A 17702-nucleotide genomic window follows, 5' to 3' on the forward strand; every position below is an offset into this window, starting at 1 on the left:
ACAGGAAGATTGGAAATTATTCCATCTTAATGCTGAGGCCAAGACCTCTGAGTTCGTGTAGCAGTACATTGAGCGATTCCGGAATACCGGGTTGCGGCATGGGTTCACCTTTAACAATGGACTCGTAAGCTTTTGCCCTTCCCATCACATCATCAGATTTCACGGTAAGAATTTCCTGCAAAATATGAGATGCACCGAAGGCTTCGAGTGCCCAAACTTCCATTTCCCCGAAACGCTGGCCACCAAACTGTGCTTTACCACCCAATGGTTGTTGTGTAATGAGCGAGTATGGGCCAATGGAACGGGCGTGCATTTTATCTTCAACCATGTGCCCCAGTTTCATCATGTAAATGACTCCAACTGTTGCCTGCTGGTCAAAAGGTTCACCGGTTTCACCATCGTGAAGTACTGTTTTACCAAAACGTGGTAATCCTGCTTTATCGGTATATTCCGAAATTTCTTCAAGTGTAGCACCGTCAAAAATCGGAGTTGCAAATTTCAACCCTAATTCTTTGCCTGCCCATCCCAGAACAGTTTCGTAAATCTGTCCCAGATTCATCCTCGAAGGTACACCCAGCGGGTTCAATACAATGTCAACAGGTGTTCCGTCTGCAAGAAAAGGCATATCTTCCTGGCGAACCACACGCGAAACAATACCTTTGTTTCCGTGGCGGCCTGCCATTTTATCGCCAATTGAAAGCTTCCGTTTTTTAGCAATAAAAATTTTCGCTAATTGAATAATACCGGCAGGCAGTTCATCACCAATGGTTACATTGTATCTTTCACGTCTTGAAAAAGCTTCAGCTTCCTTGTGCTTCATGATGTAATTGTTAATCACCCTGAAGATCAAGTCGTTTTTATCTTTATCGGTTGTCCATTTTGCCGGATTAACCGAGATGTAATCTAATTCCTGAAGTTGTTTCAAAGTGAATTTCACACCTTTGGGAATAACTTCAGTTCCGTAGTAATCTTTTACTCCCTGCGAAGTTTTTCCACTAACAAGAGTAAAAAGTTTATCTTCCAAACGTGCCCTCAAGGCAGCAATTTCCCGATCGAAATTTTCATCGATTTGATCGAGTAGCGTTTTTGTGGCAGTTTTACCTTTTTTGTCTTTGGCTACCCTGGAGAATAATTTTTTATCGATTACAATACCGGACAATGACGGAGAAGCTTTTAACGAAGCATCTTTCACATCACCGGCTTTATCTCCGAAAATAGCACGCAGCAATTTTTCTTCCGGTGAGGGATCTGATTCCCCTTTCGGAGTAATTTTACCGATAAGAATGTCGCCGGGTTTTACATCGGCGCCAATACGAATAAGCCCATTCTCGTCGAGATTTTTTGTAGCTTCTTCACTCACGTTTGGAATATCGGAGGTAAATTCCTCCAGCCCTCGTTTGGTATCGCGAACTTCAAGACTGTATTCATCCACATGAACTGAAGTAAATACATCTTCGCGCACTATACGTTCCGAAATAACTATGGCATCTTCGTAGTTATACCCCTGCCAGGGCATAAAAGCCACCATAAGGTTGCGGCCAAGAGCAAGTTCTCCTTTTTCTGTTGCATAACCTTCCGAAAGAATTTCGCCTTTTGAAATCCTTTGTCCTTTAAGAACAATAGGTTTCAAATCAACAGTAGTTCCCTGGTTGGTTTTGGTATATTTTTGCAGCGGATAAGTTACCACTTCCGGATCGAAACTAACAAAACGATCGTCATCGGTAACATCGTACCGAACAATGATTTGTGTTGCATCAACATATTCCACAACACCATCGCCTTCTGCCTGAATGAGCACCCTGGAATCTGAAGCAGCCCTGGCTTCCAAACCTGTTCCTACAATAGGTGATTCAGGGCGAAGCAGTGGAACTGCCTGACGCATCATGTTCGATCCCATCAGTGCACGGTTGGCATCGTCGTGTTCCAAAAATGAAATAAGCGATGCAGCCACCGAGGCAATCTGGTTTGGGCCAACGTCCATCAGGTCAACTTCTTCCTTGTCAATTAAGGGATAGTCGCCATCGAGCCTTGATTTTACTTTTTGATTCATGAAGAATCCATCAGAATCGATAGGCGCGTTGGCCTGGGCAATAATTTTACCTTCTTCTTCTTCTGCTGTTAAATAAACTGAACCTGCATCGGAAAGGTCAACTTTTCCGTCGGTAACTTTACGGTACGGGGTTGAAATAAACCCGAGGTCAGTAATTTTTGCAAAAACACAAAGAGAGGATATCAAACCGATATTCGGTCCTTCAGGAGTTTCTATCGGGCACAACCTTCCGTAATGCGTGTAGTGCACGTCGCGTACTTCGAAACCGGCTCTTTCTCTGGATAAACCACCTGGTCCCAATGCCGACATACGGCGTTTATGAGTCATTTCGGCCAACGGGTTGGTCTGATCCATAAATTGCGACAAAGCGTTGGTTCCAAAGAAAGAATTGATAACCGAAGACAGTGTTTTTGAATTAATCAAATCTATTGGAGTAAACACCTCGTTATCACGCACATTCATTCTTTCGCGAATGGTGCGAGCCATACGGGCTAAACCAATACCGAACTGGTTGTACATTTGTTCTCCAACTGTACGAACACGGCGGTTGCTCAGGTGGTCAATATCATCCACATCCGTTTTGGAATTTACCAATTGAATGAGGTACCTGATAATTTCGATTATATCTTCCTTGGTCAGAACGCGAATATCCGAGTCAACTTCAAGACCCAGTTTCTTGTTAATTCTGTACCGTCCAACTTCTCCCAGGTCGTAGCGTTTATCAGAGAAAAATAATTTGTCTATGACATCGCGTGCCGTGGCTTCATCGGGCGGTTCAGCATTTCGTAACTGCCGGTAGATATGAAGAACAGCTTCTTTTTCGGAGTTACAAGGGTCTTTTTGAAGCGTATTGTAAATGATGGCGAAATCCTGTTGACGTTGATCGTCTTTATGAATCAGAATAGTTTTCACTCCTGAATCCAGAATTTCGTCGATGTGGTCATCTTCCAAAACAGTTTCCCTGTCGATGATAACCTCATTACGCTCGATGGATACCACTTCGCCGGTATCTTCATCAACAAAATCTTCCACCCACGATTTTAACACACGGGCAGCCAGCCTTCGTCCAACCACTTTTTTAAGCCCGGTTTTCGAAACTTTAACTTCATCTGCCAGATCGAAAATCTCAAGGATATCCTTGTCGCTTTCGTAGCCGATGGCTCTTAAAAGTGTGGTTACCGGCAATTTCTTTTTCCGGTCGATGTATGCAAACATAACACTGTTAATGTCGGTTGCAAATTCGATCCACGATCCTTTAAAAGGGATAATCCGGGCTGAATAAAGTTTGGTGCCATTGGCATGCAAACTTTGCCCAAAGAAAACGCCCGGAGACCGGTGCAACTGCGATACAATAACCCGTTCGGCACCATTAATAATAAAGGTACCTTTTTCGGTCATGTAGGGCACAGTTCCCAGATAAACGTCCTGAACAACGGTATCAAAATCTTCGTGTTCAGGGTCTGTACAATACAGTTTTAACCTGGCTTTTACCGGCACACTAAACGTTAATCCACGCTCGATACATTCGTGAATGGAATACCGCGGCGGATCTACCTGATAATCGAGAAACTCCAGAACAAAATTGTTCCGGGTATCGGTTATCGGGAAATTTTCTTCGAATACACGCCACAGTCCTTCCTCCTTCCGCTTTTCTGGCGTAGAATTTAACTGGAAAAACTCCTTAAATGATTTAATTTGAACTTCTAAAAAGTCAGGGTAATCAAACCTTGTCTGTGTTGAGGAAAAATTTATCCTCTCGATTTTTGTATTTACTGACATGTATTTATACAGGTTAATTATATAAAATATAAATACACAAAAAGGTTTAGAACCCTGCCTGACAAGATTCTAAACCATACAACCTTAAAAAAGGTCTGATTGCGATTATTTAACTTCAACTTCTGCTCCAGCTTCTTCCAACTGATTTTTAAGGGCTTCTGCCTCATCTTTGGAAATTTTTTCTTTAATTGCTTTTGGAGCCTCGTCAACCACTGCTTTGGCTTCTTTCAGACCAAGGCCGGTTAATTCTTTTACGAGTTTAACTACTGCCAGTTTTGACTGACCAGCTGCTTTCAAAATTACGTCGAATTCAGTTTGTTCTGCTGCGGTTTCACTTTCGTCGCCACCTGCTGCCGGACCTGCTACTGCTACTGCAGCTGCGGCTGGTTCAATACCGTATTCGTTTTTCAGAATTCCAGCTAATTCGTTAACCTCTTTAACAGTTAAGTTTACCAACTCTTCTGCAAGCTGTTTTAAATCTGCCATTTTTATTTGTTTTTTAAAGATTTCTAAAAAAAATTATTCTCTCTCTTTCAGTGTTTCAAGAACACCATGTATTGTATTACCACCAGACTGCAATTGTGAGAGTAATGTTTGCATTGGTGATTGTAACAGGGCAACAACATCGCCGATAAGTTCATTTTTGGATTTCACTGCAATAAGTGCATCGAGTTGGTCAGCACCCATATAAACAGCTTCCTCAACATAAGCAGCCTTTAAAACAGGCTTTTTACGTTTTTTACTAAAGTCTTTTATCAGTTTTGCAGGCACGTTCCCGGTTTCGGTGAACATAACCGATGTGTTTCCCTTGAGCGCGTCGTAAAGCTCTTCGGCATTCTTCGCAGAACTTTCCAAAGCTTTACGCAGTAGGGTGTTTTTTGTAACAACCAGTTTTACGTCTTGTTTGAAGCACAGTCTCCTTAAATCGCTGGTATCTTCAGCATTTAAACCACTAATGTCAGCAAGGTAAAAATGGCTGTACGAATCAATCTGATCCTTTAGGTTATTAATAATAACTTGTTTTTCTGTACTTTTCATTTCTACTCTGTTTTGTCAGAAACTGACTTTGGTTCAACTTTAATACCAGGGCTCATGGTACTGGAGAGATAGATGCTCTTTACATAGGTACCTTTTGCGGCTACAGGTTTTAATTTGATGATGGTTTTGATGAACTCAACGGCATTTTCTCTAATCTTTTCCGGAGGAAAAGAAATTTTACCGATTGAAGTGTGTACAATACCAAATTTATCTACTTTAAAATCAATTTTACCCTGTTTCACTTCGCTTACTGCTTTGCCCACTTCCATGGTAACAGTTCCGCTTTTGGGGTTAGGCATTAAACCTCGGGGACCTAAAATACGTCCCAACTGACCGACTTTTCCCATAACAGGAGGCATGGTAATAACCACGTCAACATCGGTCCAGCCACCTTTGATTTTTTCGATATAATCATCTAAACCTACAAAATCCGCTCCGGCTTCTTTGGCTTCGTCCTCTTTATCAGGAGTTACCAAAGCGAGCACTCGAATATCTTTTCCGGTTCCATGGGGTAAAGAAACTACGCCTCTAACCATCTGGTTAGCTTTTCTTGGGTCAACTCCCAGTCTTACGTCAATATCAACTGAAGCATCGAACTTGGTGAAGGTAATTTCCTTTACCAGTTGAGCTGCTTCATCAATTGAGTAAGCTTTTGCTTTATCGAGTTTATCAAGAGAAGCTTTTTTATTTTTCGTAATTCTGCCCATCTTAAAAGATTTAATTTTAATTTTTGAATGGCGAAGCACCTTTTACGGTGATTCCCATACTTCTGGCAGTTCCAGCTACCATTCTCATTGCCGATTCAACCGTAAAGCAATTCAAATCAGCCATTTTTACTTCTGCAATTTGTTTTACCTGTTCCCAGGAAACTGCAGCAACTTTGCTGACATGTGGTTCTGCTGAACCTTTTTTTACTTTAGCTGCTTCGAGCAACTGAACGGCTACGGGAGGTTGTTTTATAATAAAGTCAAACGACTTGTCGCTGTAAACAGTAATAATTACCGGAAGAATTTTTCCGGCCTGGTCTTGTGTACGACCGTTAAACTGTTTACAAAACTGCATTATATTAACTCCCTTGGCACCTAATGCTGGTCCCACCGGTGGTGACGGATTTGCCGCCCCACCTTTAATTTGTAATTTAATTAATCCAGCAACTTCTTTCGCCATAAATAAAATTATAAAGCGTTACTATTCCTTTTCAACTTGCATGAAGCTAAGTTCCAAAGGCGTTTTACGTCCAAAAATCTTCACCATTACCTGCAGCTTTTTCTTCTCTTCATTGATTGCCTCAATGGTTCCGTTAAAGCCGTTAAATGGTCCGTCGATTACTTTTACGGTTTCTCCCACTACGAATGGAATATTCAATTCTTCGTCGGTTTCAGCAAGTTCATCCACTCTACCCAAAATCCTGTTCACTTCATTTTGCCTCATTGGTACCGGATCTCCACCTTTCGTGTCGCCAAGAAATCCTATAACATTGGGCACATTCCGTAACGTATGTGCCACTTCTCCTACCAATGTAGCTTCAATCAGAACATAGCCTGGGAAAAAGTTTCGTTCTTTGCTGATTTTTTTACCGTTTCGGATTTGATAAACCTTTTCCGTAGGTATTAAAACCTGCTCAACAAAACCCTTCAGATCACCATTTGCGATTTCGTTTTCGATATATTCTTTTACTTTCTTCTCTTTACCTCCAATTGCACGAAGAACATACCATTTTTTTGTTGTGTCGCTCATTTTTGATCTCCGGGTTTCAATTAATAAAACAATCCATAAATTAACTCCATCATGTTTCTGAATGACAGATCCATAACGAAAATTAAGAGTGATATAATAAAGGAAGCAACCATTACAACCAATGCACTGCTTTGCAGTTCTTTCCAGGTAGGCCAGGTCACTTTGTGAACCAGTTCATCGTAAGCCTCCTGCAAATAAATTTTTAATTTCATTTCAACTTTTGGTTATTAATGTACGGAAGGTAAGAATCGAACTTACAAAAAAACAAAAACTCCCGTTTCGAGTTTCTTCCGTTAAATAGTCCCGGACCTAAGGCCCGGGACTTCTATTTTTCAATCAGATTGTAACAGATTAATTAATAATTTCGGTTACCTGTCCGGCACCAACTGTACGTCCACCTTCGCGGATTGCAAAACGCAAACCTACGTTCAGAGCTACAGGGTAAATCAATTCTACTTCAATTGATACGTTATCACCAGGCATAACCATTTCACGACCTTCAGGTAAATGAATTTCACCGGTTACGTCAAGTGTACGCAGGTAAAACTGAGGACGGTATTTGTTGTGGAACGGCGTGTGGCGGCCACCTTCTTCTTTTTTCAATACATACACTTCAGCTTTGAATCTGGTGTGCGGTGTAATTGAACCAGGTTTTGCCAAAATCTGTCCACGTTTAATTTCTTTTTTGTCCACTCCACGAAGCAGCAAACCAACGTTATCGCCAGCTTGTCCGTCATCGAGGATTTTACGGAACATTTCAACCCCTGTACAAACAGTTTTGCGTCCTTCTGCTCCCAAACCAATCAACTGGAGTTCGTCACCAGTATGAACTTTCCCGGTTTCAATACGTCCGGTAGCAACTGTACCACGTCCGGTAATTGAGAATACATCTTCAACCGGCATCAGGAATGGTTTGTCAACTTCACGCGGAGGCAGCGGAATCCAGGTATCAACTGCATCCATCAGTTCCATTATTTTTTCTTCCCACTGAGCTTCGCCGTTCATAGCACCCAGTGCAGAACCTCTGATAACAGGAGTATTGTCACCGTCAAATTCATAGAATTCGAGCAGTTCGCGGATTTCCATTTCAACCAGTTCCAGTAATTCTTCGTCGTCAACCATGTCCACTTTGTTCATGAAAACAACGAGTTTAGGAACGTTTACCTGGCGGGCCAAAAGGATGTGCTCGCGTGTTTGCGGCATAGGACCGTCGGTAGCAGCTACTACAATAATAGCGCCGTCCATCTGGGCAGCACCAGTAACCATGTTTTTCACATAGTCGGCGTGACCGGGACAGTCAACGTGAGCATAGTGACGTTTTTCAGTCTGGTACTCAACGTGTGCAGTGTTAATGGTAATACCCCTTTCTTTTTCTTCAGGTGCATTATCAATTGAATCGAATGATTTAATTTCTGAAAGGCCTTTTTTGGCCAATACCATAGTGATAGCAGCGGTCAATGTAGTTTTACCGTGGTCAACGTGGCCAATAGTACCAATATTGACATGGTCTTTGTCCCTTACAAATGTTTGTTTAGCCATAACTTCATCTTTTTTAATTATTATCTAAATTCATTTGAGCCGAAGACGAGAATTGAACTCGTGACCTCATCCTTACCAAGGATGCGCTCTACCCCTGAGCTACTCCGGCCTTTAAACACACAAAAAGACAGGAGTTAAAAGCGATTGGCTTAAAACTCCAGTCTCAATTTTTTGAGCGGGAGACGGGATTCAAACCCGCGACCCTTAGCTTGGAAGGCTAATGCTCTATCGACTGAGCTACTCCCGCAATATATTGCACGCTATAATGCGCTGCAAAACTACAAAATTTTATCAAAAACTGAAGACAAAACGCGTGTCTTTCTCAAATCCAAAGTAAAAACACGAAAAAAATTCACCTATTCAACCTATTCAAAAAACGCTTAAGTATCAGTAAATAAGGTGAAACTACTTTAAATTCGACTGTTTCTGAAACGCCCCTAAAAAGGGTGTGCAAATGTAAAAATATTATTTTAAAAATCTAAAATTCTACTTGTAAAAAATGAATTTTATTTACTCTTAAGTTTTTCTTTAAATTTACCGAGTTGTTTACGAAGGGCATCAACGGCCAAATCGGTTGCTTCCTCAAATGTATCGGCTTGCTTTTTTGCGAAAAGATAACCGTTGGAGGGTATTGAAATTTTAATTTCTGAGATTTTGTTTTTGGCGGCTTCGGGTTTAAGCACTTTTAATGTTACTTCAGCATTAATGATACCATCGAAAAAGGTATCGAGCTTATTCACTTTTTTGTTTACGAAATCCACCAGCTTCTTATCTGTGGTGAAATGTACTGAATTAATAATAATTTCCATAGTAACACTTTTTATTAGTTAACCCCTTGGGTGGGCTTGTTTATATATAGAATGCAATTTTTCAAATGTTGTGTGGGTGTAAACCTGAGTTGCTGACAAGTTGGAGTGTCCCAGCAGTTCTTTTACAGCATTCAAATCAGCTCCTTTGTTTAACAAATGAGTAGCGTAAGAATGACGCAAAACATGTGGACTCTTTTTTTCCAATGATGTTACAAGCTCCAAATATTTGTTCACAACCCTGTATATTAATTTTTCGTAAACCGGCTTTCCCTTCTCTGTTACGAGTAACGCTTCCTGACTGTTTCCAATTTCCCTGTTTCTTATTTCGAGGTACTGTTGTAGAAGTTGATTAATACTTCTTGGGTAAGGAATTATTCTTTCCTTTTGTCTTTTTCCCAACACTTTGATTAAATACCCTTTTGTATCGAAGTCACGATCTTTAAGGTTTAATAATTCAGCCAACCTAATACCCGTTCCATAAAGTAATGTAATAATCAACTTATCCCTAATACCTTTGAAATCATCAGTGAAATAACCATCATCCAGTAAGTGGTGCAAGTTATTTTCTTCTACAAAATTGGGTAATTTTTTTCTGATTTTTGGTAAAGTAACGTTTGTTGCCGGATTGCTTTCAACTATTTCATTTTTCATTAAAAACCGGTAAAATGCTTTAACTGTAGAAATTTTTCTGCTCACTGACCTCGGAGTATATTCCTGCTCCATCAATGAAACAATCCAGCTTCTAACAAATTTTGCATCAACCCTTTTAACATCAAATTCCCCGACCATCTCAGTGTAAAATGACACGAATTGATCGAGGTCTTTTTTATATGCTGTTACTGTATGGGAAGAATTTCTCTTCTCATACCTTAAATAGTTGACAAACGATTCCTGATAGTTCATTCACCCATTCTGTAACCCCAGGAATCCATAATACTAGTCTTCCTGGCGTTGTAATTTTTCAATATAAACAGCCTTTTTTACTTCTTCCCTTCTTTTGATGGAAGGTTTAGTAAACTTCTGGCGCTCACGTAATTCTTTAATTACACCAGTCTTTTCAAATTTCCGCTTAAACCTTTTTAGGGCTCTTTCTATATTTTCGCCTTCTTTTACCGGAATAACAATCATTTCTATACCGTATTTAAAAATTGAGGCGCAAATTTAGAAATTATTCAACGTAAATCAAATTTAAAGGAAAAAAATAATTAATCCTACAAGCATATACCCTTTTAAAGATTTTTAACGGCAGGTAATGTAGGGCCGAATCAGGGCAAAAGATGCTGTATCAATCAGGCCCTCAGTAAGTAATTGCTCATGCGAAGAAAATGGCCCGTTGTTTTGACGAAAATTTAATATTGCTTCCACATTTCTTTTTTCGAAATAGGGATGACGTATTAGTTCGGCATAACCGGCAAAATTAATCCTGAGTTTTTCCACCCGAAGTGAATCTATTGTTAAATTTTCATTGATAGCATGATAAGTTTCTTCCGGAAAACCATAAACTTCAAGCAATTGATGTTTGCCATAAAAACCGCCAAGCAAACTGCGGTATTTCAAAATGCGGGATGCATAAACTGGTCCAATTCCATTAAGTTGCAACAAATCAAGGGAATCGGCAGAATTAAGTTCAATCCGTATTGGAATTGACACTGTTTTATCTACCTTCACTTCTTCGGGCAGTTCAGCTACATTTATAAAACTTTTTATCGAATTATAAAACACAGAGTCGATTCCATAAATTATCAACAAATCTTCAGGTTGAGAAAAACTGCCTCCGCTTTCACGATATTTTATCAGGTTTGACGCCTGAAACTGATTAAAACCTGTATTTAGTAATTCATCTTTGTTGGCCGTGTTGGGATCAAATACCTGAAATGTTGGTTTTGCAGCCACTTTCAAACCTGGTTCATCTTCCGAATTATTGGCGATGGCAGCAGCCGGAATACGGATGTAACTTTCGATAAGTGAAAAAATACTGTCATTCATTCCGTAAATTCGCCGAACGTCTTCGGTTTTATTAAATTTCCCACCGGCAGATCTGTAACTCAACATGTTTCTTTTTATAAAGGCTGGCATATTAAATGAATCCAAAGCTTCTTCAGTAATGGTATTGGGATTGAAGTGAAACAAGGTTCTGCTTTCATTCTCGCTTTCAGTTTGTTTTTCCCATTCTTCAAATGCCTTGATTATTGCAGAAAAGTCTGAAGAGGGGTTCAATTCAATTTTTCCGACAATGATATTGCCTGCCAGAAACAAAAAGATAATCACACTCAACGCCACAACTGCGCTGCGATCTTGTTTCGAAAAGTTGAAATATCCTTTAAAAATTTGCCTGAAGGTGTTTTTCATTCCAACAGTATTTTTGGGTATTACAGTAATGGGCTTAAATATAAAGCTTTATGCAAAGAAAAACAACTTTAGACAATTTTTTTTTACTGGTTGCAGGGGGGAACAAAAAAAACTCCGATTTCAATACAACAACTTAACCTTCATCAGGAAAAATTTATTAGCCCAACTCCCTGGAGAAAAATAAAAGCTATGGCCAGTGGAGCAATAAATTTAATGACAAACATGTAAAATGGAATATATTTTACTTTCAGCTTCCCCTCGTTGGATAACTCTTCTTTAGCACCTTCACGCCCTAGAAACCAGGCAACAAAAATTACAATAAAAAAACCTCCCAGCGGCAATAATATATTAGCCGACGTAAAATTCATTAAATCAAAAACAGTAAATCCCAATATTTTCACATCGGCCATTGTGCTGGTTGAGAGTACACACATTACTCCTAAAATTGAAACAGACGAGGTAGCCAGCCAGGTGGCAGCTTTCCGTTTTAATCCAAGTTCTTCAGAGAAAAAAGCCACTATAACCTCCAAAACCGAAATGGTGGATGTTAATGCAGCAACTCCAAGTAAAATAAAAAACATAAGAGAAAAGATATATCCGCCGGGCATTTGCTGAAAGATATTTGGCAGAGTAATGTAAACCAACCCTTCGCCAGAACCGGGTTCAATACCAAATGCAAAAACAGCCGGAAAAATGGCCACTCCCGCTAAAATGGCAATAAAAGTATCGGCAAAAGCAACTGATACGGCTGTGTTTCCCAAATTATCATTTTTCTGGATATATGAACCGTACGTAATAAGCGTTCCCATTCCAATGCTAAGTGAGAAAAATGCCTGGCCAAGGGCTTCAAGGATTGTAGATGGAGTTATTTTACTAAAATCAGGTTTAAATAAAAAAGAAATTCCACTTGCTGCTCCGGGCAATGTTACCGACCTGACAACCAATACCAGAAGCAAAATAAGCAACATCGGCATAAGAATCTTTGTATATTTTTCAATGCCTTTTTGAACTCCTGACATAATTATCGCAGCAGTAAGCCCCATAAAAACAAAAAACCACAGAAGAGGTCTCCAGGGGGTGCCAATAAATGAGTAAAACATGCCATTCAACTCGTTTGACGAAAGTCCTTCAAATCCATTTATCACCGACTGAAAAATATATTCGAGTGTCCATCCGGCCACTGCAGTATAAAATGCCAGAATCATAAACGCTGCACCTACGCCCATCAGTCCAATAAGATACCAGGGTTTTCCGGGCGCCAGTTTTCTGAAAGAACCAAAAACATTTCGCTGTGCGCTCCGCCCAATGGTAAATTCGGACAACATAACCGGGATTCCAATTACAAGAATAAAGCCCAGATAGATGATTAAAAAAGCTCCTCCACCGTTTTCTCCCGCCACATAGGGAAATCGCCAAATATTTCCCAATCCAATAGCAGAACCAGCAGTTGCTGCAATAACACCAAACCTTGAACCAAATGAGTCACGATTAGCAGGAAGACCAGACATAAGTTACAGTGTATTAATTTGTTTTTTTAAACTTCATTTTCCTTTTAAACTCTCATAAAAACGGGGCTAAAAATGCAAAAAATATTCAACAATAATGTGAATTTTGAATAAAACAAAAAGTATTAAAACGGATATCCAATGGCAAATGAAATATTAAAATCATCGCCGGTATATTTTCGGTGACCAGGAATCCATCCATTTCCGCCAGCCTGCGAAGGATCGCGCAATTTCATACCCAAATCGAGCCTGAAAATGAAATAACTAAAATCGAAACGGAAACCGGTTCCGGTGCCAAGTGCAAGTTGTTTGTAAAACTCATTCAGTTTGAACTGTGCACCGGGCCTGTTATCCTTTTCATTAATTGCCCAAATATTTCCGGCATCTAAAAACAATGCCCCTTCCAAAAATCCTATCAGACTAAAACGGTATTCTATGTTGGCTTCCAGTTTAATGTCTGATGACTGATTAGGATAGTCGGTGGCCGGCGCCCTGTAAGTTCCAGGCCCAAGAGACCGAACCTGCCAGGCCCTGATTCCGTTGGCCCCGCCAGTAAAATATTTCTTTTCGAAAGGCAACACATCAAAATTTCCATAAGGCAAACCAACCCCTAAAAATGCACGGCCCACTACACTGTTGTATTTATCGAAAATGTGCCCGTAACGAAATTCCACGTCAGATTTCACATACTGTGCAAACCTTGTATTAACCAGGGTATAAAACTCCGCCGAACCCGGCCCGATGGAATCAATAACCTGCGAATAAGGTCTGTCCAAAGTTTCAGACAACAGGTAAAGAAGGTTGCCCGCTGACTCGACGTTAAAACGCAAATAGGTGTAATTATTGGTAGTGCCCAGCCGCTGGGTATTATAAACAAACGAATAGTTTGAGGCAAGGATAAGGTGGTCGGTAAAACTGCTTTTGATGTAAAGATCTTTAATCCGATCAATAAAACCAGGATCGAACTGGTACAGATTCACCATATTAAAATCCAAAAGGTTCCAGGTATGCTTCCGGTATTCAGATGTCATCCAGTCGTATCCAAACTTTAAACTAGCAATTGTTCGTGTGTATTCAGGTCTGCGTTGAAAATTGTATCCCAGTGTGAAAACCGTTTTCGGGAGTAAATTCCAAAATGCATTTACCAGTTGTTTTGGCCCTAAAATTTTTGGGAATGTTAAGCTGGCTTCCGGGCCAATTTCACGGGTATTAAAATATTCCGTAACATTTCCATTCACACGTTGCTGGCGTTCCATTGCACCTTTTATATTGAATCGAAAAACCTCGGCTCCGCGAAACATATTTCGGTGCTGATAGTTCACATTTCCTGCAATTCCTAAATTTCCGGAGGTATTTGTTCCTTCAATATCAAAAGAAACTGCCTGCTTACTCAAAGGAGCAAGCCTGATGTGGCAATCCAGCAAATTGGAATCTTTTGGAAAATCAGGTTCGTTAAACTGAATATCGATAAAACGAAACTGGCGTAACCGGTTGAACGCATCAAACGTATGCCTGGCATCGGCAATGCGATAAAGTGCCCCACTCTCCATCTGGAGTAAACTGCGAAAAAGACCTGGTCGATACTTGAATTCAGGAGTAGAAAACAAAGTGTGGTTTTCCCAGTGAATGGTATCGGAGAACTGCCCCAAATTACTTTGTGCCAACGAACCCGGAATAGTGCCTGGCAAAACCGAAATGTAAAAATGATTTAAATAGTGGGGCTTAAATTTCCGTGTTTCTTCTTGCCGGGCATTGCTCCCAATATAAAGATCAAGAACAATTTCCTTTTCATGCAAACTACTGTCTGCCAAATAGCTAACTTCATCTTTTGTGAAGTAATAATACCCTTCATTTTTAAAAAGGTTTACAATTTGAGCGCGTTGTTCTTCAAGCAAATTAAAATCGAATGGAGTACCCTCAGAAATAACAGCCTGGGTTGAATCCCGAAAAAAAATCGACTGAAGGGCCGAATCAGAAATATGGTAATTTATTTCCCTGATCTTATACTGTTCACCCGTTTCAATTCTATATTTTACATTGGCTTTTTGTTTTTTCTCGTTCAAGTTCGCTTCCGAATCAACCCTTGCCCTGAAAAAACCCTTGTTGCCCAAATACTGTTTCAGCCTGTCGCGGGAAGCGCCAACCAAAGCTTCATCATAAATTTCAGGTGGTTCTCCAATTCTTTTAAGCCAGCTACCGGGTTTATTTTTAGAAGATAAATTATACAGCCAAAGATGAAACTTGGCAAAACCCAAAATTTTATAATTCTCCTTTTGCCTGATTTGTACTTTGGCTTCTTCTTTATTGATTTCAGAATTATCTACATCAACCTCCACCTTATTCAGCAAATAACGGTCTTTGGGAACAAACTTTACTGGCGAACAGGAAAAAATCAGGGCTAAAAACGCGAGAGCCACTAACTTTCCGGCAATTGATGAATATGGTATTGTTTTATGAATCAATATTTCAATTTTAATTTCAGCAAAAATAATGAAGTGTTTTAGATGGAAACAGTAAATTTGGAACAATTATTATGCATAACTCAACCATTTCTGATGATTGGAAAAAACAAGTTAAAACTGATTAAATCGCTGGCTCAAAAAAAGTATCGATTAAAAGAACAAAGCTTTCTGACAGAGGGCGATAAAATTGTGCTGGAGGTTTTAGAATCAGAGATTAAGGTGAAAGAACTATTTGCAACTCCTGATTTTATTTCGGAAAATAAAAAATTCATTAGCAACGCAGCCCAAGTAATTGAATCCACATCAGCAGAAATCAAAAAAGCGAGTTTGCTGCAACAGCCGCAGAATTGCCTGGCCATTTGTCAGCTTCCTTCGCAACCGCAACTTCCGCCCAACCCTGAAGGATTTTTGTTGTTTTTAGATGGAATACAAGATCCTGGGAATCTGGGAACCATTATTAGAACCTGCGACTGGTTCGGCATAAAGTACCTGTTTTGTTCACCCGACACTGCCGATGCTTTTAACCCAAAAGTTATACAGGCATCAATGGGTTCATTTACAAGAGTGAAAACTATTTTCATTCCTTTTGATGAGCTGTCTGTACATCTGCAAAAATCACAAATCCCTTTTTACGGTACTTTTCTCGATGGAAAAAACATTTACACAGAAAATCTTCCTGATAATGCGCTTATTGTTCTGGGAAACGAAGGCCGAGGTATTCGAAATGAAGTGGCAGACAAAATCAGTTTTCCTTTAAATATTCCTTCGTTTAACCCATCTGAAAAGAAAGCCGAATCGTTAAACGTGGCAGTTGCAGCAGCTATAATTTGTAATGAATTTGCTCGGAAAAAATTTGCTATTCGAAATGAAAGCTGAAAGTAAAAATGTTCGACTTCAAATCTTTGATTGCATGTGTGTAATACTGCCGTTGGTTTTCGCTGGGTGGCGCACCAAGCAAATTATTTAACCCCAAACTAACTTTGGCTTCCACCGAGAACCGGAAAAAAGTGAAATAATGGTCCCAGCCGGCACCAAGTTCTGCATAAAATCCTCCGCTTTTCAAACGAACCAAATCTTCTTTTCCTGTGCGGCTGATATCTTGCCGGTAAGCCGGGCCAAAAATTATATAGGGCCTGTCGTTGTTAATCCGGCGGGCTTTGTATTTTATAAGCAACGGAAAATCCAAAAAGGTAGATTTGATGGAATAGTATTGCAAGGGTTGGTAATAATCGGTTTCCCAAACCGGAATATTGTAATGCAATTGCCGTTCGCCAAATGAGAGACCTGGAAGAAAACGTAAATCTAAATCTCTTGTTAACCGCAAACTTGAGATGATTCCAACTGTGAATCCCGGAATAAGGCTGGAAACATCGGCACGAACTTCGTCTGAACCCACAATTTGTTTTTTATCGAGTGGCCAGTTTTCCGGCACAAAATCCGGATTATTCCCGATGGGATTATAATGGGCTAATCCAAAGTCAAGTGTATTTATTCCCAATGTGAATCCAAAATGAATCAACTTATCGTCGAAAGTTGTCATGTGGTTCACTTTCTGCTTTTGCGAAAAAGCCGAAAATGCAATAAGAATAGTCAATATGGCCAACGAAATTTTTTTCACCTGATTTTGCTCAGTTCATTCAATTCAAAAACAAATAAAGTGATTTTTTATTGTATTCAATCTCAAATTTTGGGTTTTTGCGACTCATAGATTGTAGCTATACCCATGGTTTGCTGAATCCATCTGCATTTTTCAAATCCGGTTTTTTCCAAAATACGAACAAAGTCGTCTCCATCAGGAAATTCCCTTACCGACTCAGGAAGATAAGTATAGGCTCTGGTATCTTTGGAAACAAGTCTGCCCAGCCATGGAAGCACTTTAGTAAAATAAAAGAAATATAAACGGCGAAAAACTTTGTTTTTGGGAAGTGAAAATTCAAGTACAATAAACACTCCACCCGGACGCAACACTCTGTAAATTTCGGATAATCCTTTTTCAAGATTTTCAAAATTACGTACTCCAAATGCAACTATAGCTGAATCGAATGTATAGTTTTCGAAAGGCAATGCTTCTGAATCGGCTTTTTGAAGTTCAATCAGATGCGACAAACCTTTCTTTTCAATTTTCTGCCTGCCCACATTAAGCATTCCTTCCGAAAGATCGATACCCACAATCTTTTCAGGATGTAGCTTTGCCGCTGCCACAGCAAAATCAGCCGTTCCAGTGGCAACGTCCAGAATAGACCGGGGTTGAAAGGCACGTAGCATTTTAATAGCCTTGTTACGCCATATTTTGTCGATATTTGCCGAAAGCAGGTGATTGAGCAAATCGTAACGGTGCGAGATATGATCAAACATCTCCTCAACCTGTCCTTTTTTACTCAGGTTAGAATTTTTATACGGAACGGCTGCCATAAAAACTAAAAACCAGTAATTG

The 17702-nt window shown here is 39.9% G+C and carries 17 protein-coding genes and 2 tRNA genes; 1 reads left to right on the plus strand and 18 read right to left on the minus strand.

Annotation, left to right across the window (positions count from 1 at the left end):
- Window positions 1-16: 16 nt before the first annotated feature.
- The 16 genes from rpoB to ACESMA_RS08255 form a co-directional block, all read right to left on the minus strand.
- Window positions 17-3829 (minus strand): DNA-directed RNA polymerase subunit beta, encoded by a 3813-nt coding sequence (gene rpoB / locus ACESMA_RS08180; protein WP_372948306.1) that lies wholly within the window; start codon window positions 3827-3829, stop codon window positions 17-19.
- Between the two features lie 105 nt (window positions 3830-3934).
- The gene (gene rplL / locus ACESMA_RS08185; protein WP_372948307.1) at window positions 3935-4315 is read right to left on the minus strand and encodes a 50S ribosomal protein L7/L12; all 381 of its coding nucleotides are present in this window, start codon (window positions 4313-4315) and stop codon (window positions 3935-3937) included.
- A gap of 33 nt (window positions 4316-4348) precedes the next feature.
- Window positions 4349-4867 carry a 50S ribosomal protein L10 gene (gene rplJ / locus ACESMA_RS08190; RefSeq protein WP_372948308.1) on the minus strand — a complete coding sequence of 173 codons (519 nt, stop codon included), beginning with the start codon at window positions 4865-4867 and terminating at the stop codon, window positions 4349-4351.
- Between the two features lie 2 nt (window positions 4868-4869).
- Window positions 4870-5565 carry a 50S ribosomal protein L1 gene (gene rplA / locus ACESMA_RS08195; RefSeq protein ID WP_372948349.1) on the minus strand — a complete coding sequence of 232 codons (696 nt, stop codon included), beginning with the start codon at window positions 5563-5565 and terminating at the stop codon, window positions 4870-4872.
- 25 nt (window positions 5566-5590) lie between these two features.
- Window positions 5591-6034: a 50S ribosomal protein L11 gene (gene rplK, locus ACESMA_RS08200; protein WP_372948309.1), complete on the minus strand. Its 444-nt coding sequence runs from the start codon at window positions 6032-6034 to the stop codon at window positions 5591-5593.
- A 21-nt stretch (window positions 6035-6055) separates the two neighbouring features.
- The gene (gene nusG / locus ACESMA_RS08205) at window positions 6056-6604 is read right to left on the minus strand and encodes a transcription termination/antitermination protein NusG (RefSeq protein ID WP_372948310.1); all 549 of its coding nucleotides are present in this window, start codon (window positions 6602-6604) and stop codon (window positions 6056-6058) included.
- Between the two features lie 20 nt (window positions 6605-6624).
- A complete protein-coding gene (secE, locus tag ACESMA_RS08210) occupies window positions 6625-6816 on the minus strand; it encodes a preprotein translocase subunit SecE (protein WP_372948311.1) in 192 nt (63 codons plus the stop codon).
- 139 nt (window positions 6817-6955) lie between these two features.
- Window positions 6956-8143, minus strand: coding sequence for an elongation factor Tu (gene tuf / locus ACESMA_RS08215; RefSeq protein WP_372948312.1), 1188 nt, complete (start codon window positions 8141-8143; stop codon window positions 6956-6958).
- A 37-nt stretch (window positions 8144-8180) separates the two neighbouring features.
- Window positions 8181-8252, minus strand: a tRNA-Thr gene (locus tag ACESMA_RS08220).
- A gap of 65 nt (window positions 8253-8317) precedes the next feature.
- Window positions 8318-8390, minus strand: a tRNA-Gly gene (locus ACESMA_RS08225).
- Between the two features lie 259 nt (window positions 8391-8649).
- The gene (hpf, locus tag ACESMA_RS08230) at window positions 8650-8952 is read right to left on the minus strand and encodes a ribosome hibernation-promoting factor, HPF/YfiA family (protein WP_372948313.1); all 303 of its coding nucleotides are present in this window, start codon (window positions 8950-8952) and stop codon (window positions 8650-8652) included.
- Window positions 8953-8970: 18 nt separating this feature from the next.
- Window positions 8971-9855 carry a tyrosine-type recombinase/integrase gene (locus tag ACESMA_RS08235; RefSeq protein WP_372948314.1) on the minus strand — a complete coding sequence of 295 codons (885 nt, stop codon included), beginning with the start codon at window positions 9853-9855 and terminating at the stop codon, window positions 8971-8973.
- 33 nt (window positions 9856-9888) lie between these two features.
- Complete coding sequence (gene rpsU / locus ACESMA_RS08240) at window positions 9889-10080, minus strand: 30S ribosomal protein S21 (RefSeq protein WP_372948315.1); 192 nt, start codon at window positions 10078-10080, stop codon at window positions 9889-9891.
- Window positions 10081-10191: 111 nt separating this feature from the next.
- A complete protein-coding gene (locus tag ACESMA_RS08245; RefSeq protein WP_372948316.1) occupies window positions 10192-11301 on the minus strand; it encodes a helix-hairpin-helix domain-containing protein in 1110 nt (369 codons plus the stop codon).
- A 143-nt stretch (window positions 11302-11444) separates the two neighbouring features.
- Window positions 11445-12809, minus strand: a complete 1365-nt coding sequence (locus tag ACESMA_RS08250) for a sodium-dependent transporter (protein WP_372948317.1) — start codon at window positions 12807-12809, stop codon at window positions 11445-11447.
- A 122-nt stretch (window positions 12810-12931) separates the two neighbouring features.
- Window positions 12932-15268: a BamA/TamA family outer membrane protein gene (locus ACESMA_RS08255; RefSeq protein WP_372948318.1), complete on the minus strand. Its 2337-nt coding sequence runs from the start codon at window positions 15266-15268 to the stop codon at window positions 12932-12934.
- Window positions 15269-15361: 93 nt separating this feature from the next.
- Between ACESMA_RS08255 and ACESMA_RS08260 the strand changes: the two genes are divergently transcribed.
- The gene (locus ACESMA_RS08260) at window positions 15362-16144 is read left to right on the plus strand and encodes a TrmH family RNA methyltransferase (protein WP_372948319.1); all 783 of its coding nucleotides are present in this window, start codon (window positions 15362-15364) and stop codon (window positions 16142-16144) included.
- On the opposite strand, the gene ACESMA_RS08265 is transcribed toward ACESMA_RS08260, so the two are convergent.
- Together ACESMA_RS08265 and ubiE are read right to left on the minus strand one after the other, a co-directional pair.
- Window positions 16125-16886: a porin family protein gene (locus tag ACESMA_RS08265; protein WP_372948320.1), complete on the minus strand. Its 762-nt coding sequence runs from the start codon at window positions 16884-16886 to the stop codon at window positions 16125-16127. The genes ACESMA_RS08260 and ACESMA_RS08265 overlap by 20 nt on opposite strands.
- Before the next feature lie 62 nt (window positions 16887-16948).
- On the minus strand, window positions 16949-17680 hold the full coding sequence (ubiE, locus tag ACESMA_RS08270) for a bifunctional demethylmenaquinone methyltransferase/2-methoxy-6-polyprenyl-1,4-benzoquinol methylase UbiE (protein ID WP_372948321.1): 732 nt from the start codon (window positions 17678-17680) through the stop codon (window positions 16949-16951).
- Window positions 17681-17702: the final 22 nt, after the last annotated feature.

This window comes from Mariniphaga sp., assembly GCF_041687215.1.
In the GTDB taxonomy this organism is placed as follows: Bacteria; Bacteroidota; Bacteroidia; order Bacteroidales; family Prolixibacteraceae; genus Mariniphaga.